Raw genomic sequence first — 18700 nt, 5'->3', positions numbered from 1 at the left:
CCAAATACATTCAGGTACTTAATTCATGCGTATGCTTGGTCTTGCGCTGCTCGCCTTTTTGCTGGCGGGCGCCGCCGTTGCCCTGTCCTATCTGCGGGCCGATGACGTTCTTCTGAAAACCCAGGCGCTGCTCAGCGATCCGACGCTGCGCTTTGCCCAGGTCACCCCGCAGGCCTCGCACCGCCGCGACCAGACCCAGATCACCCTGCGCGCCGACCCGTCGGATCCGATGATCCTGTCCGGCGTCCCCGCCTACCAGAGCGCCGATTTCGTCCTGCCCTTCGATGCCCGCCCGCTGGGCGGCACGCTGGTGCTGGAGACCACCGCCCAGACCCTGCCCGGCATCGAAACCGCCCTGCGCGTCACCATCAACGGCACCCGCCGCGCCGACGTGCTGCTGGCCACCGGCACCCAGAAGCGCCGGATCGAGATCCCCCTGACCGCCCAGGAACTGGCGGGCGGCATCCTTCCGGTGTCGTTCAGCCTGCAGGGCCACGGCACCAACGCCCCCTGTTCCGAGGACGGCATCGGCAGCATCGTCCAGATCGAGCCCACCAGCGCGCTGCACCTGCAGCTGGACCGGCCGGTGTCCTCGGTGCGGGACCGGGTGATCGCCTGGGGCGACACGGTGCGCATCGGCTGGGCGCCGGATCTGGGCGCCGATGCGCAGACCGAACGGCTGGTGCTGGCCGCCGATCTGGTGCGCCAGCATTACGGTGTGGCCTTCCGCGCCGAACCCCAGGCCGATGCCCTGACCACGGACGATCTGCAGACGCTGCGCCGCACCGCCCCCCTGCCGCTGGCGATGCGGCCGCGCAGCGACACCGCGCTGATGGGCTACAGCTGGCCCATCGACCTGTCGACGGTGGGCGGCAATGGCGGCCTGAGGCATTTCTTCCGCAACACCAGCTGGCGCACGCGCCTCGATCCCGATCAGCTGCCCGCCGGCGAGGTGCCGCAATCCCTGGCGCTGTCGATGGCGCTTGGTCCGCTGCCCAAGGACACCGACTGGACCATCGCCGTCACCGTCAACGGCACCCTCGTGCGGGCCGAAAAGCTGCCCGGCGACGTGGGCCAATATGACCGCGACCTGCCGCTGCCGAAGCTGTCGCCGAACCAGGCCGTGGTGGTCGAGGTCTCGGCCAGTTCCGATTACGACGTGCAGGGCATCTGCAACCGCGGCCCCGAACTGCTGGCCGAGATGCGGCCCGGTACGCTGCTGGCCGGCGGCCCGTCGCTGGTGCCCGACGCCATCGCCCGGCTGCGCAACCGCATCGCCCAGCAGCAGCACCTGCGCGTCACCCGTGGCACCGACCTGACCGGCCCCGAGGCCACCCGCATCGCCCGGATCCTGGCCACCCTCGCCCCTGGCGCCACCGCGATCGAAGCCGGTGCCGACGACAGCCATCCGCAGGCGATCGCCGTCTCGGGGGCGCTGGTCAAGGATGCCGAGGCGCTGGCCCGGCCCGGCTGGGAGCACTGGGTCATCTGGTCCGATCCCGACAGCCAGCTGCCCCGCGCGATGCCGCTGGCGCAGATGCAGCAGCAATACGGCGGCCTGATCTGGCCCGCAGCGGTGATCCTGTCGCTGCCGGTGCCGGACCAGCCCCCCGCTCAGGCCCAGCCCGCCCCGCAGGACCAGCCTGCCGGATCGGAGGGCTGACATGCCCAACCAGGACGCCCGCAGCCAGGTGGTCTTTGCCTCGGTCGACAGCAACCCGCGCCGCTTTGCCATCCAGGTGCCGCAATGGCGCGCGCCCGCGACGCTGGTCTGCTTCTGCCTGGTGGCCTGGGGCCTGCTGAGCCTGCGCGCCCTGCCCGGCATGGATCTGGTCTTTGCCGGCCATGACCTGGTGCTGTCGGACTACCGCGGCACCCATTCCATCGCCGTGCGGATCTTCGTGATCTCGTTCTACATCGCCTTCTCGGCCTTCGCGACGGCCTCGCTGGCGGGGCGGGTGCTGTTCCTGCTGGACCTGCTGATCACCTACGCGCTGCTCTGTGCGCTGTTCGACCTGGCGAACGGGGTCATCGGGGCGATCAACGGCACGCTTTACTCGATGAACTTCGTCGAGATCATGAGCGGCCTCTTCGGCTTTGCCCTCTTCGCCTTCAAGCTGCTGGAGCGCGGCAACATGCCCAGCCGCATCCGGGTGGTCTACCGCCCCTTCCACACCTGGATGGCGACGCTGCGGCTGGGGCTGGTGCTGGCGGTCTCGGGCGTGCTGACGGGCTGGGTGGTGTCGCTGCACCTGCCGCTGGTGGGCTGGCTGCGCAGCCTGTCGCTGTTGGGGGGCATCGGGCCGGGGGTCTTCCTGTTCCTGCCCGCCGTCTTCGTGCAGATCTACCTGCTGGGCCGCTGGGACGACTGGCGCGTGCAGCGCCGGCGCCTCAGCGATCCCTTCACCCCGCCGCTGACCATCATCGTGCCCGCCTACAACGAGGAATACATCATCGCCCGCACCATCGAGGCGATGGACATCGCCGCCGGGAACTATGCTGGGGCGGTGCATGTGCTGATCCTCGACAACAATTCCTCGGATGCAACGGGGGCGCTTGCGGCCGCGGCCCTGGCCGCCTGCCGCCACGCCACCGGAGAGGTCCTGCACATCCCCACCCCCGGCAAGTCGAACGCCCTCAATACCGGGCTGGCGATGGTCAGGACCGAATTCATGATCCGCGTCGATGCCGATACCCAGCTGGGCCCAGACAACCTGTCGCGCGCCATGCAGTATTTCCGCGACCCCCATGTGGGCTGCGTGGGCGGGATGCCGATGCCGCCCGGCGGCGGCCCCTTCGACAGCGCCCGGCTGCTGGAGGTGCTGGTCAAGCACGGCTTCTATTCCGTGGGCTTTACCGCCATCAACTGCGTCGTCGGCATCCCCGGCATGTTCGTGTGCTACCGCACCGCCCAGCCCCGCGAACTGGGCGGCTTTGTCCAGGGCATGAACGGCGAGGACACCGACATTTCCCTGCGCATCGGCGAGATGGGCTATCGCTCGGTCGTCGATCCGCGGATCCGCTATATCTCCGAGGTGCCCACCACCTACCGCCACATGCGGGAACAGCGCATCCGCTGGTTCCGCTCGGTCTACCATATCAGCTCGCGTTGCCGGGACCTGATGTATTCGCCCTGGCTGACGCTGCGCGGCAAGGTGCTGATGCCGTTCATGCTGGTGAATTCGGGGCGGCGCACGATGCTGCTGCCGCTGTTCCTGTTCGGCCTGATCGAACATGCCGGCGGCTACAACCCCGCCAGCCCCGTGCTGTGGTCGGCGATCCTGGCGCTGTTCATCGGGGCCCCGGCGCTGATGGCGGTGCTGGCCGCCCTGGCGAACGGCCAGCCGCTGGCGATCCGCGCCATGCTGCCCTACCTGCTGTTCCGCATCCTGCGCGCCTATTTCACGCTGGAATCCATGCTGTCGATCCGCATCACCACGCAACGAGAGGACCTGTCGCAGGCCTATCTGCGCAATGTCGTCGAAAGCAAGCCGCTGCGCGTCGCCTGAGGCCTCAGCCCGCCATCACCGGTTGCGGCGCGGCCGTCACCGTGATCGGCGGCGCCCCGGGCAGGCGGCCGCCGTGGAAGATATGCTCTGACAGCAATGCCAGCGCCGCCGGAAGATCCCCCGCCGATACCAGCCGCGCCAGGGCGTGGTGTTCGGCCTGAGTGTCGTCCATGCGGTCGGAAATCATCCGCAACTGGTGGCGCAGCATCGCCATCTTTGGCGCAATGGCCCGGTAACTATCCACCAGGTATGAGTTTTCCGACCCGTCGATGATCAGCTGGTGGAATTCCGTATCAAGGCCCATATATTCGAAATCGTCATCCTCGGCGCGGGCCTCGTCCATGCGGGCGACGCATTCGGCCAGCCGCAGCGCCAGCCGGTCACCGCGGTTGCGCATCGCCAGCGTCAGCGCCGCGCATTCCAGCGCCACGCGGACCTCGCTGATCTTCAGAAGGTCGGCCTCTGCCATGCGGAAGACGAAAGTGCCACGCTGCGGGATCACCTGCACCAGCCCCTCGCTTTCCAGCCGGTTGATCGCCTCGCGGATGGGGGTGCGGCTGACGTTCAGCTGCTGGGCCAGGCGGACCTCGGACAGGTGGCTGCCCTGCGCCAGGCGGCCCCCGATGATCCAGCTTCGCAGCATGGCGGTGACCTGTTCCGTGAGCGATCTGGGTTTGGCCTGGATGTTCATGCGGACCTCCTGTGGGGCGGGACGGTATGGGAACCTGAACGCCCGGGAATGCCTTAGGAGAGATCCACCGGGCCGTGCAATATGACAGTATGCCACCCGCGGGTGTACGCTTAGCTAGAGGAAGTCATATCTGGACAGCTATTCCCCCATGAAGCCCTGCAGCGCCTTTGCCTCCTGGTCGCCCATCAGCGCCCAGGCGGTTTCCATGTGGGATCTCATGATCGCCCGGGCGGCACCGGCATCGCCTTCACGCAGGGCCATCAGCAGGCGGCGGTGGTAATCATGCCCCTGGCGCCACAGCTCGGGGTTCGGCGGGGCGTAAAGCTGGCGGGACACGGTGATGTCGGTCAACAGCTTGACGGTGAATTCGATGACAAAGCTCAGCAGGCGGTTGCCGCCCTGCGCCGCCAGCACCGCATGAAAGCGCAACGAGGCGATGTGCTGGGCGCGCTCCTCCTCGGCCGAGGCGGCGGGTTCGGCATAGGCGGCGGTGATCGCCTGCAAGTCCTGCAGCACCTCATCGGACAGCCGCCCGGCCAGCGCGGCGGCCAGTTCCGGTTCCAGCGCCCGGCGCACCTGGTAGACATCGCCGATCGTCAGGTCCTGAAAGTAAAAGTAGTTGCCCAGCAGCGCCGTCGCCCGTTCGGTGCTGACCGCATGGACGAAGGACCCGCCGCCGGGCCCGGTGCGGGTGCGGATCAGCCCCTGTGCCTCAAGGATGCGCATCGCCTCGCGGATCGTGCCCTTGGCCATGCCGAAGGTCTCGATCATCTCGGGCTCGCTGGGCAGGCGGTCGCCGGGCTGAAGGCCGCGTGCGACCACCATGTCCTTGATCGCCTCGGCCACGGCAGAGGGGCGCGACAGCTTCGCTTCAGGCTTCGAGCGGGTGGTGGCAGGCGGCAAGCTGGTGCTCTCCCATCGGGCGCAGGGCCGGGTCCTGGCCCCGGCACAGGTCGGTGGCCCGCGGGCAGCGGCCGGCAAAGGCACAGCCCGGGGGCGGGTTCAGCGGATCGGGCAGTTCGGTGCCTGTCTGCTCGGGTGGGCGCAGGGGGCGGCCGACGACGGGCGCGCTCTCTGCCAGAAGCCTTGTATAGGGATGGCGGGGCGAATTGAATATCCGTTCCGCCGGGCCGACCTCGACCACCGCACCGAAATACAGCACCGCCACCCGGTCGGCGATCGCCTCGACCACCGCCAGGTCATGCGAGATGAACAGATAGGTCAGCCCCAGGTCGCGCTGCAGATCGCCCAGCAGGTTCAGCACCTGCGCCTGCACCGACACATCCAGCGCCGAGACCGGCTCATCCAGGATCAGGATCTTCGGGGCCGCCGCCAGCGCCCGGGCAATGCCGATGCGCTGCGCCTGCCCGCCCGAGAATTCATGCGGATAGCGGTCCAGGAAATCCTCTCTCAGGTTCACCGATTGCAGGATCTCGGCCATGCGGGCCTGCCGGGCGGCGCGGTCCAGGCCGTGCAGCCGCTGCAACGGCACCTCCAGGATCTGGCGGATGGTCTTGCGCGGGTTGAGGCTGCTGATCGGGTCCTGGAAGACATACTGGATCAGCCGCCCGAAGGCAGCCGGATCGCGGGTATCCAGATCCCGTCCGGCAATCTGGATCTGCCCCGTCGTGGGCGGGGTCAGCCCCACCAGCATCCGCGCCAGGGTGGATTTCCCGCAGCCCGATTCCCCCACGATGCCAAGGGTTTCGCCTTGCTCGACCGTCAGGGACATCGGCCGCACCGCGCGCACCCCGGGACGGGCGCGCCCAAGGAGGCCCCCCGAGACGGCAAAGGTCTTGGACAGATCGGTGATGCTCAGGGCGCTCATGCGGGGGCCTCCTCGGGGAACAGGCAGCGCACCGAGCGCCCCTTGCCGCGCAAGGGAATGTCACCGCTGCGGCAGGCCTCCTGCGCCTTCGCGCAGCGCGGGGCAAAGGCGCAGCCTTCGGGCAGGGCATCGACCATCGGCGGCAGGCCGGGGATGGCCGACAGCCGGCGCCGGCCGCCGCCCAGTTCCGGCACGCAGTCGATCAGGGCCCGGGTATAGGGATGCGCGGGGGCGGCCAGGATCTGCGCCGCAGGGCCTGCTTCGACGATGCGGCCCGCATACATCACCGCCACCCGGTCGCACAGCTGCGCCACAACGCCGAAATCATGGGTGATGAACACGATCGCCAGCCCCCGCTCGCGCCGCAGGGCATCCAGCAGCGACAGGATCTGCGCCTGCACGGTGACATCCAGCGCCGTGGTCGGTTCATCCGCGATCAGCACCTCGGGGTCGTTGATCATCGCCATGGCGATGCCCGCGCGCTGACGCATGCCCCCCGACATCTGGTGCGGATAATCGTCCAGGCGGTGGGCAGGATTGGGGATGCGCACCGCGCGCAGCATCTCAAGCGCGCGGGCCCGGGCCTTGGCCTTCGGCATGGCGCGGTGGGCCAGGATCGCCTCGACCAGCTGGTCGCCCACGGTGAACAGCGGATGCAGCGTCGCCAGCGGGTCCTGAAAGACATAGGCCACGCGGGCACCGCGCCGGGCGCGCAGGGTCCGGTCCGGCACCGCCAGCAGGTCATCGCCGTCATGGCGCACCGCGCCGCCTGTGATCACACCCGGAGGCGAGGCCACCAGCCCCATCGCCGACAGCGCCGTCACGGATTTCCCCGATCCGCTTTCGCCAATGATCCCAAGGCATTCCCCGGCCTTCACATGCAGCGACACGTCATTCACCGCGCGAAACACCCGGCCCCCCAGATGGAACTGCGTCTGCAGCTCCTGCAGATCCAGCACCCCCTGCTGCGGGCGTTCGGGGATGGTGTCGCGCGCGACCAGGGTCCGCGCACGCGGCCGCGACAGGGCGCCGGATTTCAGCCGCGGGTCCAGCGCGTCGCGCACCCCGTCGCCCAGCAGGTTGATCGACATGACGATGAGAAAGATCATGACCCCCGGCACGACCGAGGTCAGCGGCGCGGTGATCAGCGCCGCCCGCGCCTCGCCCAGCATCGAGCCCAGATCGGCCTGCGGCGGCTGCGAGCCCAGCCCCAGGAATGACAGGCCCGCGGTCTCAAGGATCATCCAGCCGATGGTGGTCGAGATGCCGATGACGATGACCGGTAGGACATTGGGCAGAAGCTCGGACAGGATGATGCGGGTGTGGCCCAGGCCCGACAGCCGGGCGGCGTCGATGAATTCCCGCCCCGCAAGGCCCAGCGTCAGGCCACGGATGTTGCGGGCGAAGAAGGGCACGTTGACGGCCGCCACCGCGATCAGCGCATTGACCAGCCCCGGCCCCAGGGCCGCGACGATGGCCAGGGCCAGCAGGATGTAGGGAAAGGCCATCAGCATGTCGATCAGCCGCATGATCAGCGCATCGGTCCGCCCGCCGAAATAGCCCGCGACGATGCCGATCGCCGATCCCGTCACCGCCGCGCCAAGCGCCGCCACGGTCCCCACCGCCAGGCTGAGGCGGGTGCCGTGCAACAGCCGCGACAGCAGGTCCCGGCCCAGGTTGTCGGTACCCAGCAGATGGCCCGGGGTCAGCAGCGGCGCGAAACGGGCGGCTGTGTCGGTCACGTCGGGCGGTTGCAGCGGCAGCAGCGGCACCGCCAGCGCCAGCCCCAGGATGGCCGTGATCACAAGCCCCCCCAATGCGGCCAGCCGGTTGCGCAGCAGCAGGTGCAGAAAGGGCCTCATGCCTTGATCCTCGGGTCCAGCAGGCCCTGCACCACGTCCACCGCGATGTTGAAGACCACGTAGCAGGCCGCCACGAAGACCACCCCGCCCTGCACCAGCAGGATGTCGCGTTTCAGGATCGCATCGACCAGCATCCGCCCCACCCCGGGCCATTGAAAGACCATCTCGATATAAACGGCGCCCGACAGCACGAAGCCCGCCTGCAGCCCCAGCACCGGCAGCACCGACACCATCGCCGCCTTCAGCGCATGGCGCAGGATCACCCGGCGCTCGGGCAGGCCCTTGGCGCGGGCGGTGCGAATGTAGTCCTGACGCAGGACCTCCAGCATGGCGGATCGGGCCATCCGCGCGATGACGCCGGTGGCAACCGCGGCCAGCGCCAGCGCCGGCATCGCCAGATGGCGCGCCAGATCAGCCAGATCGCCGCCGCCATAGATCGCATACATCCCCGAAACGGGCAGCCATTTCAGCCGCACCGCGAAGATCAGGATCATCATCATGCCCAGAAAGAAGCTGGGCACCGAGATCCCCACCAGCACCACGAAGGTGATCGCCCGATCCGCCCAGCCATATTGCCGCGCCGCCGAGACGACGCCCGCCAGCACCCCCAGCACCGCGCACAGCACAAAGCTGGTCCCGGCCAGCACCATGGTGGCGCTGAAACGGTCCAGGATCTCGTCCAGCACGGGGCGGTTCAGCGCGTAGCTGCGGCCGAAATCGCCGGTCAGCATATGGCCCAGCCAGATGAAATACCGTTGCACCAATGGCTTATCCAGCCCCAGCGCGGCATTGATCCGCGCCACATTGTCGGGCGTGGCATAGCTGCCCAGAATGGCAGTGGCCGGATCGCCGGGGATCATCGCCATGATCAGAAAGACGATCACCGTGATCCCCAGCACCACCGGTATGGCCGAGGCAAGGCGCCTCAGGATGTAGCCCGGCATGAACCTGCCTCCTCTCTTGGGCGGCGACGCCCCCGGTGGCTCAGACCTTCGAGACCTTGCCCAGTTCCAGCAGGAACGAGGGCTGCAGGGTGAAATCCCGCACCGCGCTGGACGTCACCGCGTTCTGTTTCCAATTGGCGACAAAGACCCATGGCGCATCGTCATGGACGATCCGCGCCATCTGCCGGTAGAGCGCGCCGCGCTTGCCCTGGTCGGTCTCGCGCCGGGCCTGTTCCAGCAGCGTATCGACCTGCGGATTGGCATAATAGCCCGAGTTGAAGCCCCCCTGATCCGGCATCGCCGCACTGCGCAGGGTCAGGAACGGCAGCGTATCGGGATCATTGGTCATCCAGGCCATCTCGGCCATATCGCATTTGCCCTGCAGCCCGGGGTTCACCTTGCCCAGGAAGGTGTTCCATTCGAAGGTCTCGATCTTCACGTCGAACCCCACGGCCTTCAGATCCGCCTGGATGGCGGTGCCCATCGGGATCGGATCCAGCATCCCCGATCCCCCTTCGGTCACGTAGAAGGTCACCGACAGATCCGTGGCGCCCGACTGCGCGATCAGCGCCTTCGCCTTCTCGGGATCGTAGGGATAGGGCTCCAGGCTGTCGTCATAGGCCCAGGAGAACGCCGGGGCGACCGGCCCGTTCGACACTGCCGCCGTCCCCTCCAGCACATCCTCGCACAGCGCCTTCTTGTTGATCGCGTAATTCGCCGCCTGGCGCAGCAGCTTGTCGGCAAAGGGGCCCTCCTTCATGTTCAGGATCAGGAACCAGACATGGGGCCCGGCCTGCTCGGCCAGCTTGAAATCATCGGTCCTGAACTGCGCCAGCGAGGTCGGCGGCACCTCGACCATCATGTCGATGCCGCCCGACAGCATCTCGGCCACGCGGGTATTGGCATCGGTGATGGGCCGGAAGACCAGCGCCTCCAGCTGCGGCGCGCCATCCCAGTAATCGGGGTTCTTCTCCAGCACCACCGCCTCGTTCGAGCGCCACTCCCTGAACTTGAACGGTCCCGAACCCACCGGCTGGCGGCCGAAATCCTTGCCCCCCGCCTTCACCCCGGCCGGAGACACGATCAGCCCCGTCGGATAGGCCAGGTTCGACAGGAAGGGCGCATAGGGTTCATTCAGGGTAAAGCGCACCGTCCTCGCATCCACCGCCTCGGTCGTCTTCACCGCCGAGAAGAAGAAGGCCAGCGGGAAGGGGCCGGTGTCGTGATAGGGGTGATCCTCGACCAGCATCCGGTCAAAGTTGAACTTCACCGCCTCGGCATCGACGGGCGTGCCGTCATGGAAGGTCACCCCCTCGCGCAGGGTAAAGGTATAGACGGTGCCATCCCCGGAAATCTCCCAGGTCTCGGCCAGTGCCGGCTCGACCTCCAGCGTGCCGGACCTGTAGCGCACCAGCCCGTCATAAAGGTTCACCAGGATGCGGAAATCGTTGACCGCAGTGTCGGCGGCCGGGTCCAGAGACTTCGGCTCGGCGATCTGGCCGACGATCAGCACCCCCGCGGGCGCCTGCGCCAGGGCAGGATGCGCGGCCGCCAGCGCAAGCGCGCTTACTGCCATGGTCGATCCCGCAAGGCCCAGAAAGCCCCGGCGTGTCCAGCGTGCAGATGTCATCTCGGGCACTCCCCCTGTTGGTTCGACTCGAAAATTATCATGATAAATTGCCCCGTCAAATTATTCATGATAAATTCGCCCGAAACGGATGAAGGCGGATCATGACCTATTCGATTCTTGTGCAGGACCCCGAAACAGGCACCCTTGCAGGGGCCGCCGCCACCGGATCGCTCTGCGTCGGCGGCTGGGTGCTGCGCGGTGCGCTCGATGCCGGGATGTCGGCCTCCCAGGGGGCCTCACCCTCGACCTTCTGGGGCGAAGACGTGCTGACCCTGATGCGGCAGGACATCCCCGCGCCCCAGGCCGTACCCCGCATCACCGATCCCGACACCGGCCGCCAGGACCGGCAGCTTTCGGCGCTTGACCTGCAGGGCCGGACCGCCTGCTTCACCGGCACCGGCAACAGCGACCACAAGGGCAGCCTGGCCTTCGACCACGGCATCGTGGCGGGCAACCTGCTCTCCTCTCCCGATGTGCTGACCGCCACCGCCCGCGCCTGGCAGACCACCCCGGGTCCCGTCCCCGACCGCCTGATCGCAGCCCTCGCGGCCGGACAGGCGGCCGGCAGCGACAGCCGCGGCCTGCTGTCCACCGCCCTGCTGGTCCTGCACCCCGACCACGCGCCGCTGACGCTGCGCATCGACCACCACCCCACCGACCCGATCGGCGCCCTGTCAGACCTTCTGGCCCGCGCCACCCGCGGCGACTACGCTTTCTGGTCCGCCCAGGTCCCCACCCTCAATGCCCCCCACCGCGGCCTCGACTGACCCGGTTCCCCGTCATCTGACCCCAAGTACTCCGGGGGAATCGCTTCGCAGAAGCGATGGGGGCAGCGCCCCCCGACCGGCTGCCGTCATTGCACGACTGCTCAAGAAGTGATCAAATGCGCACAAGCAGGAAAATTCCCGCGACGGCAGAGTCACAGTTGACTTGAAACCCCGGCATACGCCTCTACTCAATCCCGGCATCTACGGGCAGGCGCGGCCGCTTTCCCGGGCTTTTACACTTCAGGAACGACAGGTCAGCGACATGAAGACATCTCTCGTGGTCTCCGCCCTCGCACTGGTGGCCTCGGCCGCCGCCGCGCAGGCCGAAACCCTCACCATCTCCTGGTGGGGCTACAACGGCGACAAGTTGAACGCCAACATCATCGAGCCCTTCAAGAAGAAGTGCGGCTGCGACGTGGTGTTCGAAACCGGCAACAACGCCGACCGTCTGGGCAAGCTGACCGCGCGCGGCGGCAAGGGCGTCGACGTCATCTTCCTCTCCGACAGCTATTCCCAGATCGGCATCGAGAACGGCGTCTTCGCCAAGTTCGACGACAGCAAGCTGACCAACCTCGACAAGATCTACCCGCAGGCGCGCGATCCCCAGGGCGGCTATGGCCCGGCCTATACCGTGGGCCGCATCGGCATCGTCTACGACGCCAAGACCGTCGCCCCGATCACCTCGTGGAACGACCTGTGGCGCGATGACCTGAAGGGCAAGATCTCGCTGCCGGGCATCACCACCACCGCAGGCCCGATGTTCGTGGTCGAGGCCGGCAAGCACGCGGGCGTCGACGCCTATGAGGACTCCGACGCCGCCTTCAAGGCGATCGAAGCCCTCAAGCCCAACGTCGTGAAGAACTACAACACCGGCTCCGAGATGGTGAACCTGGCCTCCACCGGCGAGATGGCCGTCACCATGACCCAGGACTTCACCCTGAAGTCGCTGCAGGACGCGGTGCCCACGATGACCTGGGCCAAGCTGAAGGAAGGCGACATCGCCGTCCTGAACACGGTGAACATCCCCAAGGGATCCGAGCACCAGGCCCTGGCCTACGAGTTCATCGACTTCCTGCTCTCGACCGAGGTGCAGCAGAAAGAAGCCGAGGAAGGCATCGACGCGCCGATCAATATGGACGTCAAGCTGACCCCCGATCAGGCCAAGCTGTGGACCTATGGCAAGGACCAGATCGACGCGCTGAACATCATGGATTACAGCAAGATGAACGCCGCCAAGGCCGACTGGATCGACCAGTGGAACGAAATCTTCGGCATGTGATCACAGCGCGGAACGCCCGCCGTTCCGCCGCCTGACCTGAACCGGGACGCGAGGGATGCCCCCCGCGTCCCGTCTTGATTTTCTGGCTCCCTGCAGCCCATCCCCTAGAAGGAGCAGCCAATGTCTCCCCGTCAGCGCGCCTGGGTCCTCTCTGCCCCGGCGCTTTTGCTTGTCCTGATCTGCCTCGGCATCCCGGTGATCTCGACGCTGGCCACGACCTTCGGCGCCCCCAAGGGCCCGTTCAGCACCTATGCCGCCTTCTTCGACAGCAAGCTGCGGATGCGGGTGCTGTGGCGCACCATGGAGGTCGCGCTGGTCACCACCGCGGTCTCGGTCTTCGTGGGCTTCATCACCGCCTGGGTGGTGTCGAAGGCACCGGCCAGGATGAAATCCCTGCTGATCATCGCGGCGGTCTTCCCGCTGCTGACCGGCGTGGTGGTGCGCTCCTTCGCCTGGCTGGTGATCCTGGGCAAGAACGGCATCGTCAACGACACGCTGATGCGCCTGCACATCATCAGCGAGCCGCTCGACATGCTCTACACCCAGTTTTCCGTGACGATCGCCATGGTCTACCTGTTCGTGCCGCTGATGATCCTGACGCTGGTGGGCGTGCTGGAAGGCATCCCGCAGGACCTGACCGATGCCGCCGCCAGCCTGGGCGCGAAACCCGCCGCCGCCTTCCGCCAGGTGGTGCTGCCGATGGCGGTGCCGGGGCTGATCGTCGGATCGGTGCTGGTCTTTACCGGCTCCTTCACCAGCTACGCCACGCCCCAGCTGCTGGGCGGCGAACGGCAGATGATGATGGGCACGTTCCTGTATCAGCGCGCCATGGTGACCTTCGACTGGGTCGGGGCCTCGACCATTGCCGCGGTCATGGTGGTGGTGACGCTGATCACCGTCCTGATCATGTCGAAACTGGCGCAGCGCCTGAACCCGGTTGCGGGGTAAAACCATGAAAACCAAGACCCATCCCCTGCTGATCGCCTTCGCGGCCGCAGTCTTTGTCTTTCTGATCGGGCCGCTGATCATCATCATCGGCGCCTCGCTGTCGAATTCGACCTTCCTGACCTTCCCGCCGCGCGGGCTGACGCTGCACTGGTATGCCAACGTCTTTGCCATCTCGGCCTTCCCGCGCACCATGTGGACCAGCTTCCAGCTCGCGGTGGGGGGCACGGCGCTGTCGATGTGCATCGGCATCCCGGCGGCCTATGCCATGGCGCGCTACCGCATCCAGCTGCCGCGCTTTCTGGGCAACATCTACGTGCTGCCGATCCTGATCCCGGAAATCGTGCTGGGCTTCTCGCTGATGAAGACCGTGGCCATCGGCATGGACGTGCCCGTCATGGCCTCGCTGCTGGTGGGCCATGCGCTGCTGGTGCTGCCCTATTGCGTGCGGGTGGTGGGCGCCTCGCTGAATGCCTTCGACTTTTCGGTGGAAGAGGCCGCGATCAGCCTGGGTTGCCCGCGCTGGAAGGCCTTCTTCACCGTCGTGCTGCCGAACGTGCGCGCCGGCATCATCGCGGGCTTCATCCTGGCCTTCATCACCTCGCTGAACGACGTGTCCGTGTCGATCTTCCTGACCGGCCCCGGCGTTTCCACCCTGCCCATCCAGATCCTGGCCCATATGGAGCAGTTCTTCGACCCGACCATCGCCTCGGTTTCCGTGCTGCTGATGTTCGTGACCGTGGCCGTCATGGCCGTCGTCGAACGCACCCTTGGCCTGACCTTCCTGACGAAGTGACCGACATGACCGTTTCCCTGTCCCTCGAACAGATCACCGCCCATTACGGATCCACCAAGGTTCTGGAAGACCTGTCGCTGCATGTGGCCGAAGGCGAACTGGTGTCGCTGCTGGGCTCTTCCGGCTGCGGCAAGACCACCACGCTGCGGCTGGTCGCAGGCTTTCTGGAGCCCACCTCGGGCACCATCAGGCTGGGCGATCGCGACCTGACGCGCCTGCCCGCCCATGCCCGCGACATCGGGCTGGTGTTCCAGACCTACGCCCTGTTCCCGCATCTGAGCGTGCGCGACAACGTGGCCTTCGGGCTGAAGCAGCGCAAGGTCGGCGCGGCCGAGCGCCGCCGCCGCGCCGATGACATGATCGAGCGCGTGGGCCTGGGCCATCTGGCCGACCGTTACCCCGCCAACCTGTCGGGCGGTCAGCGCCAGCGCGTGGCCCTGGCCCGCGCCCTGGTGATCGAGCCGCCGCTCCTGATGTTCGACGAGCCGCTCTCGAACCTCGACGCCAAGCTGCGCGTGGACATGCGGGTGGAAATCCGCCGCCTGCAGCAGGCCAACGGCACCACCGCGCTTTACGTGACCCATGACCAGGAAGAGGCGTTCAGCATCTCGGACCGGGTGGCGATCATGAATGCGGGCCGGATCATGCAGCTCGATACCCCCGAGGTCCTCTATTCCCGCCCTGCCAATGCCTTCGTGGCGGATTTCGTGGGCTTCGAGAACATGATCCCGATGCGCGCCATCAGCGAGGCGGGCGATGCCGTGCGCGCCGAGATGGCCGGAGGCGCCACGCTCGATTTCCCGAAATCGCAGTTCACCCTGCCCTCGCGCGATTTCATCCTGGCCACCCGCCCCGAGGGGCTGGCGGTCTCGACCACCGAATGGGGCATCCCCGCGACGCTGGGCCTGCGCACCTATCTGGGCCGCGCCTACCAGTACCAGTGCACCACCCCCGCAGGCGAGGTGAAGGCCAACGGCCCGCTGACCGCCCCCTATGACGAGGGGCTGCACGTCAACCTGATCCCCCTGCCCGAGCAGTGCTGCCTGCTGCCCGCCAAATCGGCATGAGGATCCTGACCAATGCCCGCATCCTGACCATGGATGCGGGCCTGACCCAGCACGCCTGCGGCTGGATCGCCCTTGACGGCGACCGGATCGCGGCGCTTGGCAGCGGCACCCCGCCCGAGGGCGAGGTGCAGGACATGGGCGGCGACCTGCTGATGCCCGGCATGGTGAACCCGCATTGCCACATGCCGATGACCCTGTTCCGCGGCCTGGGCGAGGACGTGGATGACCGCCTGTTCCGCTACATCCTGCCGCTGGAACGCGCCCTTGTGACGGCGGATGTGGTGGAAACCGGCGCCCGCCTTGCCGCGCTGGAGATGATCCGCGGCGGCGTCACCTGCGTGGCGGACATGTATTACTTCGAGGACCGCATCGGTGCGGTGCTGGACGAAAGCGGCCTGCGCGGCGTGGTCGGCCAGACGCTGGCGAATTTCGCCGCCCCCGATCATGGCTCGATGGAGGAAGGCTTTGCCCGGCTCGACGCGCTGGCGGATCTTTACGCGGATCATCCGCGCATCACCGCCTCGGCCGCACCGCACGCGCCCTATTCCACCGGTCTGCAGGTGATGACCCGGGTCGCGCGCTGGAACGAAACCCGCGCTCTGCCCGTCCAGATGCATCTGGCCGAGACCAAGCCAGAGCTGGACTGGGCCGAACGCGAACACGGCTGCACCACGGTCGAGGTCGCGGACCGCGCGGGCCTGCTGAACGGCCATCTGGTCGCCGCCCATTGCATGTATCCGACCGAAGCCGACATGGACCTGATGGCGGCGCGCGGGGTGAACGTGGCCTATAATGCACGCTCGAACGGCAAGGCCGGGCGGGGCATCGCGCCGATCAACGGGCTGCGGGCACGCGGCGTGAATGTCGGCATCGCCACCGACGGGCCGATGTCGGGCAATACGCTGGACCTCTTCGCCCAGTTCGGCCCTGCGAGCATGTTCCAGAAGATCGCCGCCGGGACCCGCGGCGCCCTACCCTGTATCGACGTGATCCGCATGGCCACGACCGAGGGCGCGGCGACCCTCGGGATGGCCCATCGCATCGGCAGCCTGGAACCCGGCAAGCAGGCCGACCTGATCCGCATCAGCCTGGAGGATCCGCGCCTGCATCCGATCTACGACATCTATTCCATGCTGGTCTTTGCGACGCTGGCCAGCGACGTGCGGGGTACCATGGTCGCGGGACGCTGGCTGATGCAGGACCGCAAGGTCCTGACGCTGGATGCCCGCAAGGCCATGGCGGACCTGTTGCAGGTCGCGGAAACCTTCCGCGCCCGCATTACCGAGATCGACCGGGAGCATCTGCAATGATCGTCATCGACACCGACCCCGGCCTTGATGATGCGCTGGCAATCCTGTTCGCGCTGCGCTCGCCGCTGTTGCAGGTCGCCGCGCTGACCTCGGTCTCTGGGAACATCGGGCTGGGCGTGACCACCGCCAATGCGCTGAACCTGGTGGCGCTGGCCGGGGCGCAGGTGCCCGTGCATCCCGGCGCCAATGCCCCCCTGGCCCGCGCGCATGAACCCGAGCTGGCGATCCACGGCGATGACGGTCTGGGCGGCGTGGTGCTGCCCGCCAGCGCCGAAGGCCCCGCCGGCCCCGCCATCCCGGCGCTGACGCGGCTGCTGATGGATCACCCGGCGGGCAGCCTTGATCTGCATTGCCTCGGGCCGCTCACCAATATCGCGCTACTGCTGGATCAGGCGCCGCAGGCCGCCGCCCGCATCGGCCGGATCATCGCCATGGGCGGCGCGGTCGAGACCCACGGCAACTTCGGCCCCGGCAACCGGGCCGAGTTCAACCTGGGCCAGGATCCCGAAGCCGCGCAACGCGTCCTGCATTCGGGCCTGGATCTGACGCTGATCCCGCTGGACGCCACCCGCCAGTTCCGCGCCGATGCCAATTGGCTTTCGGCGCTGCGGGCGACGGGACAGGTCGCCGCCGTCACCTCGGCCGATCTGGTGCAGGCCTATTTCGGCGAGACCGAGCGTGAAAGCCGCCCGCTGCATGACCCCTGCGTGCCGCTTTACGCGCTCTACCCCGACCTCTTCCGGGTCGAGACCCGCCCCCTGCAGGTCGACGGGATCGGCGCACTGGTCGAGGGGCCGCATCAGGTCCGCGTAGCGATGGGCCTTGATGCCCCCGCCCTGCGCGCAAAGCTGCTGGAGGGGCTGGCCGCCTAGGCCAGTTCCTCTTCCACGATGGCACGCCAGAAGGCCACGCCATGGGGAATGCAGGCATCGTTGAAATCGTAGTTGCGGTTGTGGTGCTGGCCGTTCACCCGCGTTTCCCCCATGCCCAGCCAGACATAGCAGCCGGGCACCCTTGTGCCGAATTCCGCGAAATCATCCCCCGCGGTCGAGGGCGGAAAGCTTTCGCGCAGCAGATCGGCGCCCATCTTCGCGCGCACGGCGCGGCGGGCGGCCTCGGTCGGGGCTTCGGCATTCACGACCGGCGGGATGCGGCGGGTAAAGGTGTAATCGGCCTCGATCCCGTAGCTGGCGGCCAGACCCTTCGCATGGCGGCCGATCGCCTCTTCCAGATGGTCGCGCACCTCCGTCGAATAGGCGCGCGCGGTGCCCCCGATGCGGACGACCTCGGGGATGACGTTCAGGGCGTTGAAATCGCCCGCCTCCAGCGCGCAGGCGCTGATCACGGCGGGTTCCAGGGGATCGACCTCGCGCGCGACGATGGAATGCACCTGGCCCAGGAACTGCCCCGCCACCGTCACCGCATCGCGGCCCTGATGGGGCTTGGCGCCGTGCGAACCGATGCCGCGGAACGTCACCGTCCAGCTGTCGGACGAGGCCAGCTGAGGCCCCGTCACCGCCGCGATCACCCCCAGATCCAGCCCCGGCATGTTGTGCAGCCCATAGGCCGCATCCACCGGGAACTGCTCAAGGAACCCATCCGCGATCATGGCGGCGCCACCGCCGCGCCCCTCTTCGGCGGGCTGGAAGACGAAATGCACCGTGCCGGAGAAATCGCCCGATGCCGCCAGTGCCTCGGCCGCGCCCAGCAGCATCGTCGTATGGCCGTCATGGCCGCAGGCATGCATCTTGCCGGCGCTGGTCGAGGCATAGGGCAGCCCGGTTTCCTCGGGCATGGCCAGCGCATCCATATCGGCCCGCAGGGCAATCGCCCGGTTCCCCGATCCGCGCCGCAGCGTGCCGACGATGCCGGTGCCGCCAAGGCCGCGCGTCACCTCGATCCCGGCGGCCTCCAGCCGCTGGGCGACCAGCCAGGCGGTGCGGCGTTCCTCGAACCCCAGTTCCGGATTTGCATGCAGATCGCGCCGGAACGCGGTAAGTTCCGCGAGGGTATCCTGGTCCATCGTCACGTTTGTCATGGCTTGCTCTCCCATCCGGATCGGCGCGAGGGTA

The 18700-nt window shown here is 67.5% G+C and carries 16 protein-coding genes; 9 read left to right on the top strand and 7 right to left on the bottom strand.

All coding sequences use genetic code 11. The annotated features are described in order from the left end of the window. Positions 1 to 25 precede the first annotated feature (25 nt). Positions 26 to 1663 carry a cellulose biosynthesis cyclic di-GMP-binding regulatory protein BcsB gene (locus AC2ITM_RS03500; protein WP_486468442.1) on the top strand — a complete coding sequence of 546 codons (1638 nt, stop codon included), beginning with the start codon at positions 26 to 28 and terminating at the stop codon, positions 1661 to 1663. Position 1664: 1 nt separating this feature from the next. Next, positions 1665 to 3509 (top strand): glycosyltransferase, encoded by a 1845-nt coding sequence (locus AC2ITM_RS03495; protein WP_486468441.1) that lies wholly within the window; start codon positions 1665 to 1667, stop codon positions 3507 to 3509. A gap of 4 nt (positions 3510 to 3513) precedes the next feature. On the opposite strand, the gene AC2ITM_RS03490 is transcribed toward AC2ITM_RS03495, so the two are convergent. The 6 genes from AC2ITM_RS03490 to AC2ITM_RS03465 all read right to left on the bottom strand — a co-directional run bounded on the left by AC2ITM_RS03490 (position 3514) and on the right by AC2ITM_RS03465 (position 10464). Next, positions 3514 to 4200, bottom strand: a complete 687-nt coding sequence (locus tag AC2ITM_RS03490; protein WP_486468440.1) for a GntR family transcriptional regulator — start codon at positions 4198 to 4200, stop codon at positions 3514 to 3516. A 138-nt stretch (positions 4201 to 4338) separates the two neighbouring features. Beyond that, positions 4339 to 5103 (bottom strand): FadR/GntR family transcriptional regulator, encoded by a 765-nt coding sequence (locus tag AC2ITM_RS03485; RefSeq protein ID WP_486468439.1) that lies wholly within the window; start codon positions 5101 to 5103, stop codon positions 4339 to 4341. Next, the gene (locus tag AC2ITM_RS03480) at positions 5072 to 6028 is read right to left on the bottom strand and encodes an ABC transporter ATP-binding protein (protein ID WP_486468438.1); all 957 of its coding nucleotides are present in this window, start codon (positions 6026 to 6028) and stop codon (positions 5072 to 5074) included. Before AC2ITM_RS03480 ends, AC2ITM_RS03485 begins: the two co-directional genes overlap by 32 nt. After that, positions 6025 to 7890 (bottom strand): dipeptide/oligopeptide/nickel ABC transporter permease/ATP-binding protein, encoded by a 1866-nt coding sequence (locus AC2ITM_RS03475; RefSeq protein WP_486468437.1) that lies wholly within the window; start codon positions 7888 to 7890, stop codon positions 6025 to 6027. The genes AC2ITM_RS03480 and AC2ITM_RS03475 overlap by 4 nt, the downstream gene beginning before the upstream one ends. Beyond that, positions 7887 to 8834, bottom strand: coding sequence for an ABC transporter permease (locus AC2ITM_RS03470; RefSeq protein WP_486468436.1), 948 nt, complete (start codon positions 8832 to 8834; stop codon positions 7887 to 7889). The genes AC2ITM_RS03475 and AC2ITM_RS03470 overlap by 4 nt, the downstream gene beginning before the upstream one ends. 40 nt (positions 8835 to 8874) lie before the next feature. Continuing rightward, positions 8875 to 10464 carry an ABC transporter substrate-binding protein gene (locus AC2ITM_RS03465; protein WP_486468435.1) on the bottom strand — a complete coding sequence of 530 codons (1590 nt, stop codon included), beginning with the start codon at positions 10462 to 10464 and terminating at the stop codon, positions 8875 to 8877. A gap of 101 nt (positions 10465 to 10565) precedes the next feature. Here AC2ITM_RS03465 and AC2ITM_RS03460 point away from each other — a divergent pair, with 101 nt between their 5' ends. The 7 genes from AC2ITM_RS03460 to AC2ITM_RS03430 all read left to right on the top strand — a co-directional run bounded on the left by AC2ITM_RS03460 (position 10566) and on the right by AC2ITM_RS03430 (position 17500). Beyond that, positions 10566 to 11231: a DUF1028 domain-containing protein gene (locus AC2ITM_RS03460; protein WP_486468434.1), complete on the top strand. Its 666-nt coding sequence runs from the start codon at positions 10566 to 10568 to the stop codon at positions 11229 to 11231. Positions 11232 to 11493: 262 nt separating this feature from the next. Continuing rightward, positions 11494 to 12510 (top strand): ABC transporter substrate-binding protein, encoded by a 1017-nt coding sequence (locus AC2ITM_RS03455; RefSeq protein ID WP_486468433.1) that lies wholly within the window; start codon positions 11494 to 11496, stop codon positions 12508 to 12510. Between the two features lie 120 nt (positions 12511 to 12630). Further along, on the top strand, positions 12631 to 13458 hold the full coding sequence (locus tag AC2ITM_RS03450) for an ABC transporter permease (protein WP_486468432.1): 828 nt from the start codon (positions 12631 to 12633) through the stop codon (positions 13456 to 13458). Between the two features lie 4 nt (positions 13459 to 13462). Then, complete coding sequence (locus tag AC2ITM_RS03445; protein WP_486468431.1) at positions 13463 to 14251, top strand: ABC transporter permease; 789 nt, start codon at positions 13463 to 13465, stop codon at positions 14249 to 14251. A gap of 5 nt (positions 14252 to 14256) precedes the next feature. After that, the gene (locus tag AC2ITM_RS03440) at positions 14257 to 15318 is read left to right on the top strand and encodes an ABC transporter ATP-binding protein (RefSeq protein ID WP_486468430.1); all 1062 of its coding nucleotides are present in this window, start codon (positions 14257 to 14259) and stop codon (positions 15316 to 15318) included. Further along, positions 15315 to 16628 carry an amidohydrolase family protein gene (locus AC2ITM_RS03435; RefSeq protein WP_486468429.1) on the top strand — a complete coding sequence of 438 codons (1314 nt, stop codon included), beginning with the start codon at positions 15315 to 15317 and terminating at the stop codon, positions 16626 to 16628. The genes AC2ITM_RS03440 and AC2ITM_RS03435 overlap by 4 nt, the downstream gene beginning before the upstream one ends. Next, positions 16625 to 17500, top strand: coding sequence for a nucleoside hydrolase (locus AC2ITM_RS03430; protein ID WP_486468428.1), 876 nt, complete (start codon positions 16625 to 16627; stop codon positions 17498 to 17500). The genes AC2ITM_RS03435 and AC2ITM_RS03430 overlap by 4 nt, the downstream gene beginning before the upstream one ends. On the opposite strand, the gene AC2ITM_RS03425 is transcribed toward AC2ITM_RS03430, so the two are convergent. Then, complete coding sequence (locus tag AC2ITM_RS03425; RefSeq protein ID WP_486468427.1) at positions 17497 to 18666, bottom strand: amidohydrolase; 1170 nt, start codon at positions 18664 to 18666, stop codon at positions 17497 to 17499. The genes AC2ITM_RS03430 and AC2ITM_RS03425 overlap by 4 nt on opposite strands. Between the last annotated feature and the right edge of the window lie 34 nt (positions 18667 to 18700).

Source organism: Pseudooceanicola sp. NS-SX9 (assembly GCF_057380705.1).
This window is presented reverse-complemented; position numbering and strand designations above follow the sequence as displayed.